At 68.1% G+C, this 12512-nt stretch carries 12 protein-coding genes; 7 read left to right on the top strand and 5 right to left on the bottom strand.

The features are described from left to right. Positions 1–36: 36 nt before the first annotated feature. A complete protein-coding gene (locus VAE53_RS05865; RefSeq protein WP_322818437.1) occupies positions 37–795 on the top strand; it encodes an SDR family oxidoreductase in 759 nt (252 codons plus the stop codon). A 37-nt stretch (positions 796–832) separates the two neighbouring features. After that, positions 833–1624, top strand: coding sequence for a ThuA domain-containing protein (locus VAE53_RS05860; RefSeq protein ID WP_322818436.1), 792 nt, complete (start codon positions 833–835; stop codon positions 1622–1624). Positions 1625–1699: 75 nt separating this feature from the next. On the opposite strand, the gene VAE53_RS05855 is transcribed toward VAE53_RS05860, so the two are convergent. Both VAE53_RS05855 and VAE53_RS05850 read right to left on the bottom strand, forming a co-directional pair. Beyond that, positions 1700–2869 (bottom strand): acyl-CoA dehydrogenase family protein, encoded by a 1170-nt coding sequence (locus tag VAE53_RS05855; protein WP_322818435.1) that lies wholly within the window; start codon positions 2867–2869, stop codon positions 1700–1702. Positions 2870–2885: 16 nt separating this feature from the next. Further along, positions 2886–4127 carry a cytochrome P450 gene (locus VAE53_RS05850; RefSeq protein ID WP_322818434.1) on the bottom strand — a complete coding sequence of 414 codons (1242 nt, stop codon included), beginning with the start codon at positions 4125–4127 and terminating at the stop codon, positions 2886–2888. Positions 4128–4332: 205 nt separating this feature from the next. On the opposite strand from VAE53_RS05850, the gene VAE53_RS05845 reads away from it, so the two are divergent. The 4 genes from VAE53_RS05845 to VAE53_RS05830 all read left to right on the top strand — a co-directional run bounded on the left by VAE53_RS05845 (position 4333) and on the right by VAE53_RS05830 (position 9110). Continuing rightward, positions 4333–6126: an ABC transporter substrate-binding protein gene (locus VAE53_RS05845; protein ID WP_322818433.1), complete on the top strand. Its 1794-nt coding sequence runs from the start codon at positions 4333–4335 to the stop codon at positions 6124–6126. Positions 6127–6193: 67 nt separating this feature from the next. Next, a complete protein-coding gene (locus tag VAE53_RS05840; RefSeq protein ID WP_322818432.1) occupies positions 6194–7141 on the top strand; it encodes an ABC transporter permease in 948 nt (315 codons plus the stop codon). A 22-nt stretch (positions 7142–7163) separates the two neighbouring features. Continuing rightward, complete coding sequence (locus VAE53_RS05835) at positions 7164–8078, top strand: ABC transporter permease (protein WP_322818431.1); 915 nt, start codon at positions 7164–7166, stop codon at positions 8076–8078. A 129-nt stretch (positions 8079–8207) separates the two neighbouring features. After that, a complete protein-coding gene (locus VAE53_RS05830; RefSeq protein WP_322818430.1) occupies positions 8208–9110 on the top strand; it encodes a thioredoxin domain-containing protein in 903 nt (300 codons plus the stop codon). Here VAE53_RS05830 and VAE53_RS05825 read toward each other — a convergent pair. Together VAE53_RS05825 and VAE53_RS05820 are read right to left on the bottom strand one after the other, a co-directional pair. Further along, positions 9107–10180 carry an LLM class F420-dependent oxidoreductase gene (locus VAE53_RS05825; protein WP_322818429.1) on the bottom strand — a complete coding sequence of 358 codons (1074 nt, stop codon included), beginning with the start codon at positions 10178–10180 and terminating at the stop codon, positions 9107–9109. The two genes, VAE53_RS05830 and VAE53_RS05825, sit on opposite strands and share 4 nt — an antisense overlap. Then, the gene (locus tag VAE53_RS05820; protein WP_322818428.1) at positions 10177–10728 is read right to left on the bottom strand and encodes a DinB family protein; all 552 of its coding nucleotides are present in this window, start codon (positions 10726–10728) and stop codon (positions 10177–10179) included. The genes VAE53_RS05825 and VAE53_RS05820 overlap by 4 nt, the downstream gene beginning before the upstream one ends. 84 nt (positions 10729–10812) lie before the next feature. On the opposite strand from VAE53_RS05820, the gene VAE53_RS05815 reads away from it, so the two are divergent. Beyond that, complete coding sequence (locus VAE53_RS05815; RefSeq protein WP_322818427.1) at positions 10813–11490, top strand: hypothetical protein; 678 nt, start codon at positions 10813–10815, stop codon at positions 11488–11490. A gap of 15 nt (positions 11491–11505) precedes the next feature. Here VAE53_RS05815 and tsaD read toward each other — a convergent pair whose 3' ends face one another. After that, positions 11506–12492 carry a tRNA (adenosine(37)-N6)-threonylcarbamoyltransferase complex transferase subunit TsaD gene (tsaD, locus tag VAE53_RS05810; RefSeq protein WP_322818426.1) on the bottom strand — a complete coding sequence of 329 codons (987 nt, stop codon included), beginning with the start codon at positions 12490–12492 and terminating at the stop codon, positions 11506–11508. Between the last annotated feature and the right edge of the window lie 20 nt (positions 12493–12512).

Genomic DNA, 12512 nt, shown 5'->3' with positions numbered 1-12512 from the left:
CGAACGGGAGCTGTTCCCGGGAAGGAGCTAGGTGAGATGGATCTTGGGCTACAAGGCAAGCGTGCGCTGATCACGGGTGCGAGCCGGGGCATCGGCCGGGCGATCGCCGAGGCGCTGGCGGCGGAGGGCGTCCACCTTGGGATTTGCGCGCGGACGCCGGAGGGGCTGCAGGCGGCGGCCGATGCGCTGCGCCAGCACGGCGTGACGGTAGTGGCCGAGGCGGTCGATGTCGGGAAGCGGGACGATTATCTGGCCTGGATCGCGCGGGCCGGCGAGCAGCTGGGCGGCATCGACATCTTCGTGAGCAATACGAGCGGCGGCGCTGCACCGGGCGAGCAGGGGTTCGTCCAGAACTTCGAGGTCGATATGCTCGGGGCAGTGCGGGGGTTCGAGGCTGCGCGGCCGTTCCTGGAGAAGTCGGAGGCGCCGGCGGTGGTGTTCGTGAGTACGACGGCGGCTGTGGAGACGTTCGGGCAGCCGAATGGGTACGGGGCGATGAAGGCGGCGCTGATCAACTATGCGAATGCGCTGTCGCAGGCGTACGCGGCGAAGGGGATCCGGGTGAATGTGGTTTCGCCGGGTCCGATTTATTTCGAGGGCGGGCCTTGGGCGATGATCCGGCAGGCGATGCCGCCGTTCTACGAGGCGACGTTGAAGCAGCAGCCGATGGGGCGGATGGGCACGCCGGAGGAGGTGGCGCGGGCGGTGGCGTTTCTGGTGAGCCCGGCGGCGTCGTGGATCACGGGCGTGAACTTGGTGGTCGATGGCGGCTTTACGAAGCGGGTGAATTTCTAGGAGCCCGGAGCGCCGGCGAACGAAGGAGGGGTGCGGAATGGGCCGGATCGATGGCTACTTGGTGTGCGGCGGGAACTGGCACGATTTCGACTATCCGCGGCTGCGGCTGCTGGAGCTACTGGCGGAGCACGAGGAGGTGCGCGTGCTCGTGGGGCGCGATTTTCGCGACACCGAGGGCATCGCGGGCTGTCGGTTTCTGGTGACGTATACGTGCGACCTGCGGCCGAGCGAGGCGGAGGTGGAGAATCTGGCGCGGTTCGTGGAGCGGGGCGGGCGCTGGCTGGCGCTCCACGGGACGAACGCGGTGTTCGAGATGGAGGCGGACGGGGTGCACAGTCCGCGGATCCTGCGGCGGTACATGGAGACGCTGGGCAGTCAGTTCATCGCGCACCCGCCGGTGGGGCGGTACCCGGTATGGCCGGTAGCGGACCACCCGCTCGTCGAGGGGCTGGGGCGGTGGGAGACGGGCGATGCGGAGGAGCTGTACTTGTGCGAGTACTTCGGGGAGATTCGTCCGCTGATGGCGACGCGTTTCGCTGGCGAGGCGCCAGGCTTCGCGGAGGCGTCGTGGCCGGTGGAGCGGGAGTGGCCGGTGCTGTATCTGCATCCGTTCGGCGAGGGGGCGGTGCTGTATCTGACGCCCGGGCACCGGCGTCGGAAGTACGACATGCTGGTGGCGCCGGGCGGGGAGGCGTTCGGCAGTGGGGCGGGCCGGTTCCGCTTTCCGGAGTATCCGCGGTTCGAGCCCGGGTCGTGGGAGGTGCCGGAGTATCTCGAGCTCTTGCGGCGGGGCATCCGCTGGGCGAAGGGGGAGTACCCGCTGCTGTGAGGGCTCGGGCCCGCTGGCGAGGCCGGGCGGGGAGCGGGGGACGGGGGCGGTTGGCGCTGACGCTGGGGCTTGCGGTCAGTCGCGCGGGAGGCCGAGGCCCCGCTGGGCGATGATGTTGCGTTGGATTTCGCTGGTGCCGCCGGCGATGGTGAGGGAGACGGCGTTGAGGTAGGAGCGGGCGGCTTCGCCCCGGAAGGGGGCGGTGGCGTCCATGAGGGAGCCAGCGGTCCCGAGCATGCGTAGGGCGGTGTGGGCGATGCGCTGGCCGGTTTCGGAGGTGAAGAGTTTGGCGATCGAGGCTTCGGCGTTGGGGATTTGGCCGGCGGCCTGCATGCTGATGATGCGGTAGGCGAGGAGGGTGAGGACCTGGACCTCGACGGCGCGGTCGGCCCAGGCGAGGCGGGCGGCCGCTGCGGTGGAGGGCGGGAGTTCGGGGCGGTGCTCGCGGAGCCAGCCGGTGTACCGTTCGATGCTTTTGCGCTGACCGACGGCGGTGCCGATGGAGGAGCGCTCGAAATCGAGGGTGGTGGCGCCGACGTACCAGCCGCGATTGACTTCGCCGACGACGTTTCGCGCGGGGACGCGGACGTCTTCGAAGAAGACTTCGTTGAAGTCGTGGCCGTTGGCTAGGTTGACGAGTGGCCGGACGGTGATACCCGGCGATTTCATATCGACGAGGAAGTAGGTGATGCCGCGGTGCTTGGGGGCGGCGGGGTCGGTGCGCGCGAGGAGGAAGCACCAGTCGGCGAAGTGGGCGAAGGAGGTCCAGATTTTCTGGCCGTTGATGACGAAGTCGTCGCCGTCGCGAACGGCGCGGGTCTGGAGGCCGGCGAGGTCGGAGCCGGCGCCGGGCTCGGAGTAGCCCTGACACCAGAGGACTTCGCCGTTGAGGATGCGGGGGAGGTGTTCGCGCTTTTGCTCTTCGGTACCGTGGGCGATGAGGGTGGGGCCGAGCATCATGACGCCGAGCCCGCCGGGTTGGGGTGCGCCGGCTTCGGCGAATTCTTGGTTGAGGATGAACTGTTCGACGACGGTGAGGCCGGCGCCGCCGTATTCCTTGGGCCAGGCGGGGGCGATCCAACCGCGACGGACGAGGGCGTCGCGCCACTGGCCGAAGGCGGGGTTGGTGCGGGGATCGTAGAAGTAGCCGGTGACGCCGCGGATTTCGGCGGGGAGGTTTTCGCGGATGAAGGTGCGGACTTCTGCTCGCCAGGCGGCCTGTTCGGGGGTGTCGCGGAGCTGCATCGGGGCGGTGGTCTCCTTAGGCGGGGTCGAATTCGAGGTGGAGGGCCTTGAGGCCGCGGAGGATGACGCTCGGGACGTGGGTGTAGTCGTTCTTGCCTTCGGCGGCGCGGATGTTCTGGAGGCGGCGAAGGAGGTGGGTGAAGGCGACGCGTGCTTCGAGCCGGGCGAGGGCTGCTCCGAGGCAGTAGTGGATGCCGCGGCCGAAGGCGAGGTGGCCTTCGGGGGTTTCGCGCTGGATGTCGATCTGGTCGGCGTGGGGGAATTCGGCTTCGTCGCGATTGGCCGAGGCGTAGGAGAGGAGGATGCGGGAGCCGGCGGGGATGGGGGTGCCGCCGATTTCGGTATCGACGACGGCTTGGCGGAAGAGGCCCTGGACGGGCGATTCGAGGCGGAGGGCTTCTTCGACGAAGTTGGGGATGAGGTCGGGTTGGGCGCGGAGGCGGTCCATGAGCTGGGGGTGCTGGAGGAGGAGCATCATGCCGGAGGCGATCAGGTTGGTGGTGGTTTCGTTTCCGGCGACGAGGATTTGCTGGAGGATGCTGAGCATTTCGGCCATGTCGAGGGGGCGGGATTCTTCGCCTTCGAGGCCGATGTGGGCGTGGAGGAGATCGGTGAGGATATCGTCGCGGGGGTTGGTGCGGCGTTCTTCGAGACGGGCGGCGAAGTAGTGCTGGAATTCGACGATGGACTTGGCGCACTCGATTTCGCGCTCGCGGGTGAGGAATCCGCCGAGCGGGGCGACGGAGTCGTCGGACCAACGTTTGAAGGCGTCCATATCGGCGCGGTCGACGCCGAGGGCGTCGGCGATGACGGTGAGCGGGAGGGGGACGGCGAATTGGCGGACGAGTTCGACGTGGCGGTCGTGGATGAAGCGGTCGATGAGGTCGTTGGCGATGGCGGTGATGGAGGGTTCGAGGCTGGCGACGCGCCTTGCCGAGAAGGCTCTGTTGACGAGGGCGCGGTAGCGGGAGTGGGCTGGCGGGTCCTGGGTGAGGAGGGTGTTCACGGGCATCCAGCCCTGGCGCATGATGGCGAGCACTTCTTCGTCGGGGACGGGGCGGAGGCCGGGGCCGGATTTGGAGGAGAAGATTTCGGGGTGGCGGAGGACGTGAAGGATGTCTTCGAAGCGGGAGACGATGAAGAAGCCGGCACCGGGCACCTGGTAGACGGGGCATTCGCGGCGCATGGCGGCGTAGAAGGGGAAGGGGCACTCTGCCGTTTCGGGTGCGAGGGGGTCGATTTCGGCGAGGCTCGGCATTTGGCTACTTCCTCAAGGTTTTGGCTGTCCGGCCAGCGTCGGGCAGTGTAGCGCCCTCCGGGCGGGCCGTGAAGGGGTGGATTGGCGGCGTCGATGGTTGCAATGGAGGCGACCGGGCCTATAATACCGCCGACCCGACTCTTGGCCAGATGGCCAATCTTTTGGACCAACGCCTTTGCGGGTCGACCAACGGGGAGGGACACCGATGAATTCGACGTATTGGAGCCGTTACTGGCGCGCCCGGCTGCGCCGGCGCACATTCCTCGCTGCGAGCGGGGTGGCGGCCCTCGGCGCGGCGGGCCTGACGGTGGGCTGCGGCGACGACGACGACAATGAGCAGGGCGGTGCGACGGCGACGCCCGCGGCTGGTACCCAGCCGGCGGGGAGCCCGACGGCGGCGCCGGCCGGCAAGCGGGGCGGGACGATGCGGGTGGCGAAGGCCGCGCCGGACACGGGGCTCGACCCGCACATTGTGGTGACGAACCCGATCCATCCGGCGAAGGCGTACTCGCACCTGTGGACGTACCAGGCTTCGACGAAGACGGTGTGCTACGACTTGGGGCTGGAACACGAGCAGGTCGACCCGCTGACGCTGCGGGTGAAGATCCGGCAGGGGGTAAAGTTCCAAGCGGATGTGGCGAACGGCCGGGAGTTGACGGCGGAGGATGTGGCCTATTCGTACACGCGCTTCCCGGTGGCCCTGACGAAGGGGTCGCAGGTGAACCAGATCCAGTGGGGCTGGATCGACAAGATCGAGACGCCCGACAAGTACACGGTCGTGATCAAGCAGAAGAATCCGTTCGCTTCGAATGTGATCGCGCTGGGTTCGAGCGCTTTCGCGGTGGTGGCGAAGGAGGTGGTGGAGGCGAACGGCGGCGACTTGATGCGGGTGATGAACGCGGGGAGCGGGCCGTACCGGATGGTGAAACGGGAGCCGACGGGCACGCGCTACGAGCGGAATCCGGACTACTTCCAGCACGATCCTGCTTCGCCGACGTACGTGAAGGAGGGGCCGTACATCGATGTCTGGGAGGAGTCGATCATCCCGGACCCTGCGACGGTGAAGGCGAAGTTTTTGGCGGGCGAGCTGGACGTGCTGACGGTCGTCAACATCGACCGGCTGGTGGCGGACGAGCTGGCCCGGGAGAAGGGGGTCAAGGTGGTGAAGGGGCCGGCGAACGGCCACTTGATCATGCAGTTCGACAATTTCAAGTGGACGGACAAGCGGCTGCGCCAGGCGATCTGGATGGCGATCGACCGGGATGCGTTCATCAAGAACTTGTACTTGGGCGAGGGGCTGTACGGCGGGCCGACGGCCTCGGAGTTCGCGAAGGAGGGCTACGGCCTTTCGCAGGAGGAGCTGAAGAAGCTGCAGGCGTTCAACCCGGGGGACGCGAAGAAGCTGTGGCAGGAGGCGGGCGGGCCGCAGACGTTCCCGGTCATCAAGATGGTGACGATGCAGGCGATTCCGATCTTCGCGACGGCGACGGAGTTCGTGAAGAAGCAGCTGGAGCAGAATCTGGGTGCGAAGGTGGAGGTGGAGGTGGTGGACCCGGCGACGTATGTGGCGCGGGCGGTGGCGGGCTTCGCCGAGAAGGCCCCGAAGCCGTGGGATCTGTTCATTGCGTGGGAGCTCTCGCTGCAGACGATCCCGGATTACAACGCGTTGGCGCACTACGTTCCGGTGGGGTACGGCGCGATCTTCGGCAACCTCCGTCCGGATTCGCCGAAGTCGGAAACGGCGGCGTTCGCTGGGCGGATGCAGCAGCTTTGGAGCGCTCAGGCGCAGGAGCTGAACCCGGAAGCCCGCAAGCAGAAGGTGCAGGAGCTGGTGCGGGTGATCCATCAGGAGTACGGGCCAGCGGTACCGCTGCCGGTTCCGGAGTTCCAGTACGCGGCGTTCCGCGACCGGGTGAAGAACTACCCGGAGAAGGATTTCATGTACGCGAACGCTGGCACCGGGCTTTTCCGCGTCCAGAACCTCTGGTTGGACGCCTGAAAGGAGCCGAGGGGAAGGCGGGACCGCCCCGTTCCGCGCTTCCCCGAGGCGGTCGGGAGGGACCAGGATGCGGACGTACATTCTGCGGCGGCTGGCGCTGTTTCCGCTGACGTTGCTGGGCGTCTCGATCCTTTCGTTCACGCTCATCCGGGCACTGCCGGCGGATGCGGCGACGATTCGGCTAGGCGCCTCTGGGTCGGCCTGCGAAGAGTGCATCGAGGTGGTGCGGAAGGAGCTGGGGCTGGACCGATCGAAGCCGGAGCAGTATGTGCTTTGGCTCGGCAATGCGCTGCGCGGCGACTTCGGCCTTTCGACGGCGAGCCGGCAGGAGATCACGCCGGAGCTTCGCGATCGGTTCTTCACGACGTTGCAGCTGGGCTTGGTGACGGTCGTGTTCACGCTGGCGATCGGGGTGCCGGTCGGGACGCTTTCGGCAGTCCGCGCCCATTCGCTGGGCGATTACACGGCCCGGTTCTTTTCGATCCTGGGGCTTTCGGTGCCGAGCTTTTGGTTGGGGACGCTGGTGATTTATTTGCCGGCGAACTGGTGGGGCTGGACGCCGGTGAAGCAATGGCGCGGCCTGACGGACGATCCGATTGCGCATTTCGGGCTGCTGTTGGTGCCGGCGCTGGTGCTGGCCGTGGGGGCTTCGGCGTACGTGGCTCGGATCGTGCGGTCGAGCATGATCGAGGCGCTGTACGCGGATTATGTTCGGACGGCTCGGGCTAAGGGGCTGCGGGAGCGGAGTGTGGTGTGGGTTCATGTGTTCCGCAACTCGGTGCTGACGCTGTTGACGGTGCTGGGGCTGCAGTTCGGGCTCATCCTGGGTGGTTCGATCGTGATCGAGCAGCTCTTCGGCATCCCGGGGATGGGGTCGATGGCGGCCAAGGCGGTGGCCGACCGGGACCACCAGACGATTCAGGCGGTGACGGTCACGATCGCGGCTTCGTTCCTGATGGTGACGCTCATCGTGGACGTGCTGTACGCGTGGGCCGACCCGCGGCTGCGGGCATGACGGGGGCCAAGGGGGAGCATCGATGGCTACGGAGGCTCAGGCAGGCGTTCTGGTAGGCCCGGCGCGACGCCCGACGCTGGGGCTGGGCCGGCTGCGGCGATTCTTTCGGCGCCAGCCGCTGGGCGCGGCCTCGGCGGTCGTGATCGTGGGGCTGGTGTTGGCGGCGGTCTTCGCCGACGCCCCGTTCATGCGGACGGCGGACCCGAAGGAGTTCGGCTCGGATATTCTGGTGGGGCCGAGCGCCGACCACTGGTTCGGAACGAATCGGAACGGTCAGGACCTTTACTCGCGGGTGGTGTACGGTGCGCGCCCTTCGCTGATGGTTGGTATCGCGACGGTGTTGATCAGTGTGGTCGGCGGGACGGTTCTGGGGCTGCTGGCGGGCTATCTGGGGGGTGCGGTCGATACGCTCATCAGCCGGTTGGCGGAGGTGTTGCTTTCGTTCCCGGCGATTCTCTTCGGGTTGGTGGTGGCGACGTGGCTGGGGCCGGGGTTGCGGTCGGTGATCATCGCGATCAGTATCATCTTTACGCCCGTGATCATGCGGATCATCCGCGGGGGCGTGCTCGTGGAGCGCCATCGGATGTATGTGGAGGCGGCGCGGGTGGTGGGGTGTTCGGAGGCTCGGCTGATGTTCCGCCACATTCTGCCGAACATCGGGCCGCTGGTGATCGTGGTGGCGAGCACGACGCTTCCGGCGGCGATCCTGGCGGAATCGGCGTTGACGTTTTTGGGGGTGGGGCTGCCGCTGGGCGAGCCTTCGTGGGGGAACGACCTCGGGCCGCAGGCGCGGGCCTACTTCGATACGGCCTGGTGGTTGGCGGTGTTCCCCGGGCTGGCGTTGAGCCTCACGGTGCTGGCGTTCAATCTCCTCGGGGACGCGCTGCGTGATGAGCTCGATCCGCGGCTGCGGGGAAGCGGGTTGGGCGAACGCTAACGAGCGCGGGTGCGGCGTAAAGGCGCTTCCGTGTTCCGTAGCGGGCCGGGTGGTAATCTCCGGGGAGGGCCGCCAGCCGATGTGGCGGGCGGCTCGGTCGTGATTTTTCGGAGCAGGAACGGAACGCCCATGTCGAATCGCCAGTCGCGTCGGGAGATGAGCCGGACGCAGGGGACGCGGCCCCAGCGGGCCGCGCGCCAATCCATGCCAGGGCCGCGGAGCACCGGTGGCGGGGGTGGGGTTTTCACCCGTCCGTTCGTGTTGGTCGTGGCGGCGGTGATCGTGATTCTCGGGGCGATCCTCGCGGTGGTGATCGCGACGTCGGGCGGCGGTTCGAGCGGGGATATCGCTTCCCGCCTGCGGGACAAGGCGGACGAGCTGCCGTTGGATTTGGCCGACGGGATGAAGCTGGGGAAGGCGGACGCGCCCATCCGGCTCACGGTGTTCGCCGATTTCCAGTGCCCGTTCTGCCTTCAGTTCACCGGCGGCGACGAGATCACGATCATCGACGAGTTCGTCAAGACCGGGAAGGTGCGACTGGAGTACCAGAATCTGCCGATCCTCGGCGCGGAATCGGTGCGGGCGGCGATCGCTGGGATGTGCGCAGCGGACCAGAACAAGTTCTGGCCGTACCACAACAAGCTCTTTCTGGTGCAAGCGGAGGCGGGGCAGCTGGATAACGAGAAGCTCAACGTTGGCCGGCTCTCGGACGAGAATTTGAAGAAGTACGCGGCCGAAGTGGGGCTGGATACGCAGCAGTTCGACCAATGTCTGGATAGCTCGCAGCACCTCGACGAGGTGACGGAGCAGCAGCGGACGGCGAATTCGTTCGGGATCCGGGGGACGCCAGGCTTCTTGGTGAATGGCCAGCCGCTGGGGGCGGGGGCGCCGGCGAACATGGACGCGTGGCGGAGCCTCTTCCAGCAGGTGGAAGCGCAATTGGCGACGGCGACCGCCGGGGCGGGCGCGAGTGGCACGCCAGCCGCTTCGCCGACTGCCGGGGCGAGCCCCACGGCAAAGCCGACACCCTAGGCCAGTTCAGAGGGGAGGGCCGGGGCTTCGCGGTTGACCTCGGCGACGAGGGCCATGAAGCGTCCGAGCGTTTCGAGCCGCTCGGCGAGCGTTTCGCCGGCAGGGCTGACTTGGATGGTGGTGACGCCGCCGTCGCGGTAGGCGCGGATGCGGTCGCGGACCATGGCCTCGGTGCCGAGGAGGTTGGCCTCGAGGACGAACGCATCGGGGATGAGCGCGGCGGCTTCTTCGCGGCGGCGCTCGAGCCAGAGGGCCTGGACGCGCTCGACGAGCTCGTGCCAGCCCTGTCGGGCGTAGGCATCTTTGTAGAAGTTGTGCTCGCGGGAGCCCATGGCGCCGATTTCGAAGGCGAAGCCGGGCTTGCGGGCTGCGGCGAGGCGCTCGATGTCGTCGCCGAACTGGACGACGCCGCCGGCGACGATTTCGAAGCGGTCGAGGGAGCGGCCGGCGCGGGCGGCACCGCGGCGGATGGGCTCGAGGAAGGTGCTGGAGCGGGTGGGCATGAACGACGAGGCGATCCAGCCGTCGGCGATTTCGCCGGTGACCTCGAGGGCGCGCGGCCCGAGCGTTGCGAGGTAGATGGGCACGTCGGCAGGCGGGGCGCTGGTGCGCAGCGGCCGGCCTTCGCCACCCGGCAGTGGCAGGCGATAGACGCTGCCCTGGTAGGCGAGCCGTTCGCCCCGGCAGGCTGCGCGGACGATATCGACGGTTTCGCGGAGGCGCTGGAGCGGGCGCTGGAAGGGGATGCCGTGCCACCCTTCGATGACCTGCGGGCCGCTCGAACCGAGGCCGAGGATGAAGCGCCCGCCGGAGATGGCCTGGAGGGTGAGGGCCGTCATCGCGATGAGGGCGGGGGTGCGGGTGCCGACCTGGACGATGCCGGTACCGAGGCGGATCCGTTCGGTCTGGCCGGCGAGGAGCGCGAGGGGGGTGACGGCATCGAAGCCCCAGGCTTCGGAGGTCCAGGCGGAGTCGACGCCGAGCCGTTCGGCTTCGCGAACGTAGGCGAGCGCCTCGGGCCAGCCGCCGGGGCCCGGGCCGAAGCCGATGCCGACGCGGAGGGGAGTCACGCTTCGACTCCTTGGCCGGCTCCTTCGCCGAGGGCAGCGGCGATCGCCTGGAGCTGGCGGAGGTGGTCGAGGTCGTGGACGCGCATGAAGAGCAACCACTCGCGCCAGTTGAGGTCGCCGAACATGGGGTGGCGGATGGTGGTGTGGAGGTGCTCGTCGCCACGCGCGGCGGCGACGCGGGCGAGGAGCTGTTCGCGGCGGGCGTGGTAGCGGGCGTGGCACTCGGGGCCGCCCGGGAGCGCGCGGGCGGCCTGGCGGATGGAGTCATCGACGACGCGGACGGGCGGTTGGTGCCCTTGGAGGATCGCCTCGATGGCGGCGGCTCCGACTTCGTTCATTTCGATGATGTGGGCCCAGACGTCGGCAGCCGACCATTGGCCGGGGGCAGGCGCCTGACGAAAGCGATGGGGTGGCACGAGGGCGGCGGCAGCGGCGAGGGGCTGGCAATCTCGCCGGACCTTTTCTACGAGCTCGGGGAGGGAGAGCTTGGCAGCTTGGGCGACGAGGTAGGAGCGGATGCGTTCGGCTTCGGTCGTTGGTTGGGTCATGGTGCCGTTCTGCGAGTGAGTTGCGTAATGCTACTCACTGGCGCGACGGTGCGTCAACCGCGTGGCCTGGGTAGGATAGGAACGATGCTCAGCGGGCCGCGCGGATGGATGGTGGCCTCCGGGGTGCTCGGGGTGGCGGTCGTCGTCCTGGCCGGGCTGCTGGCCTGGCGGTGGGATGGGGAGGGAGGGGGCGGTGCGCCGACGAACTCGCCGGGGTGGACGGCCGCGGGGCCGCGTTCGGCGACGCACGAGCACGCGGACTTTGCGCTCGTCATCCGGGGCGAGCGGTTCGATTTTGGCGAGCCGCGGTTCCTTTCGGACACGGAAGGCAAGGAGCTGAGCGAGCATGTGCACATCCACGCGCCGCGGTTCGGCGTGGTGCATGTGCACTCGACGCTGGCGACGTGGGACGAGTTCTTCCGGAGCCTCGGCTTTACGCTGACGGACCCATCGTTCCCGGGGGTGACGGCGGAGCGGACGTGCCTCGCGTTGCCCTCGGGTGAGAAGCTCTGCAATTCGGCGACGGAGCGATGGTCGTTCATCGCGAACGGGGTGCCGGTCGATGGGCTGGCGACGGTGAATATCGGCGATCTGAGCCGGGTGCTCTTGAGCTATGGTCCGGAGACGCCGGGGGAGGCGATGGCGAAGTATTGGGGCCTGGTGACGGACGAGGCGTGCATCCCATCGGAGCTGTGCCGGGAGCGCATTCCGGCGAACGAGCCGCCGGAGACGTGCTCGGGCCGGGGGAGCTGCACGCGCTAGAACGGGGCTCCGGGGCTAGACGGCGGCCCAGTCGTTGGTGGTGAAGATATCGACGTCGTGGGGGGTGCGCTCGCCGAGTTGGAGGCGGTAGCCGGCGACGGCGCCGATCATGGCGGCATTGTCGGTGCAGAACTTGGGCGGCGGGATGCGGACGGGGACCGGGCAACGGCGCTGGAGCTCTTCGCGGAGGCGGGCATTGGCAGCGACGCCTCCGGCGACGAGGACGTTGCGGGCGCCGAGCTCGCGGGCGAGCCGGGATGTTTTGCCGGCGAGGACATCGACGACGGCCTCTTGGAACTCCCAAGCGACTTCGGGTACCGGGTAGCGGCCCTCGCGGACGGTGTGGAGGACGGCGGTCTTGAGGCCGCTGAAGCTGAAGTCGAAGGTGCCGTGCAGCCAGGCGCGGGGGAGTTCGAGCGAGGATGGCCCACCTTCGAGGGCGGCTTTGGCGATGTGGGGACCGCCGGGGAAGGGGAGACCGAGGAGGCGCCCGGCTTTGTCGAAGGCTTCTCCGGCGGCGTCGTCGCGCGTGCCGCCGATGCGCTCGTATTGGCCGTGGCCCCGCATGAAGACGAGGTCGGTGTGCCCCCCGGAGACGACCAGGCAGAGGGCGGGGAACTCAGGTTCGGGGCCTTCGACGAGCCAGTTCGCGTAGATGTGACCTTCGAGGTGATTGATGCCGATGAACGGCAGGCCGCGGCCGAAGGCGATGGCGCGGGCGGCGTTGTAGCCGACCAAGAGGCTGCCGGCGAGGCCGGGGCCCCGGGTGCCGGCGACGGCATCGATGTCGTCGAGGGTGCAGTTCGCGGCTTCGAGCGCTTCGCGGATGACGGGCACGATTTTGAGCAGGTGCTGGCGGCTGGCCACTTCGGGGACGACGCCGCCGTATTTTGCGTGGAGGTCGATTTGGGATGAGACGATGGAGGAGAGCGCCAGGCGGCCATCCTCGACGACGGCCGCGGCGGTCTCGTCGCACGACGATTCGATCGCGAGCACTTTCACGCTCTTCAGGATAGCAAGGG

Origin of the sequence: Tepidiforma sp., from assembly GCF_034432735.1 — a bacterium.
GTDB lineage: Bacteria > Chloroflexota > Dehalococcoidia > Tepidiformales > Tepidiformaceae > Tepidiforma.
This window is presented reverse-complemented; position numbering and strand designations above follow the sequence as displayed.

Bases quoted from the DNA above. Each gene is read 5' to 3' on its own strand.
- VAE53_RS05830 (WP_322818430.1), top strand. From the start codon at position 8,208: ATGTCGAATCGCCAGTCGCGTCGGGAGATGAGCCGGACGCAGGGGACG.
- VAE53_RS05855 (WP_322818435.1), bottom strand. From the start codon at position 2,869: ATGCAGCTCCGCGACACCCCCGAACAGGCCGCCTGGCGAGCAGAAGTC.
- VAE53_RS05845 (WP_322818433.1), top strand. From the start codon at position 4,333: ATGAATTCGACGTATTGGAGCCGTTACTGGCGCGCCCGGCTGCGCCGG.
- VAE53_RS05840 (WP_322818432.1), top strand. From the start codon at position 6,194: ATGCGGACGTACATTCTGCGGCGGCTGGCGCTGTTTCCGCTGACGTTG.
- VAE53_RS05815 (WP_322818427.1), top strand. From the start codon at position 10,813: ATGCTCAGCGGGCCGCGCGGATGGATGGTGGCCTCCGGGGTGCTCGGG.
- VAE53_RS05850 (WP_322818434.1), bottom strand. From the start codon at position 4,127: ATGCCGAGCCTCGCCGAAATCGACCCCCTCGCACCCGAAACGGCAGAG.
- VAE53_RS05860 (WP_322818436.1), top strand. From the start codon at position 833: ATGGGCCGGATCGATGGCTACTTGGTGTGCGGCGGGAACTGGCACGAT.
- VAE53_RS05835 (WP_322818431.1), top strand. From the start codon at position 7,164: ATGGCTACGGAGGCTCAGGCAGGCGTTCTGGTAGGCCCGGCGCGACGC.
- VAE53_RS05865 (WP_322818437.1), top strand. From the start codon at position 37: ATGGATCTTGGGCTACAAGGCAAGCGTGCGCTGATCACGGGTGCGAGC.
- VAE53_RS05820 (WP_322818428.1), bottom strand. From the start codon at position 10,728: ATGACCCAACCAACGACCGAAGCCGAACGCATCCGCTCCTACCTCGTC.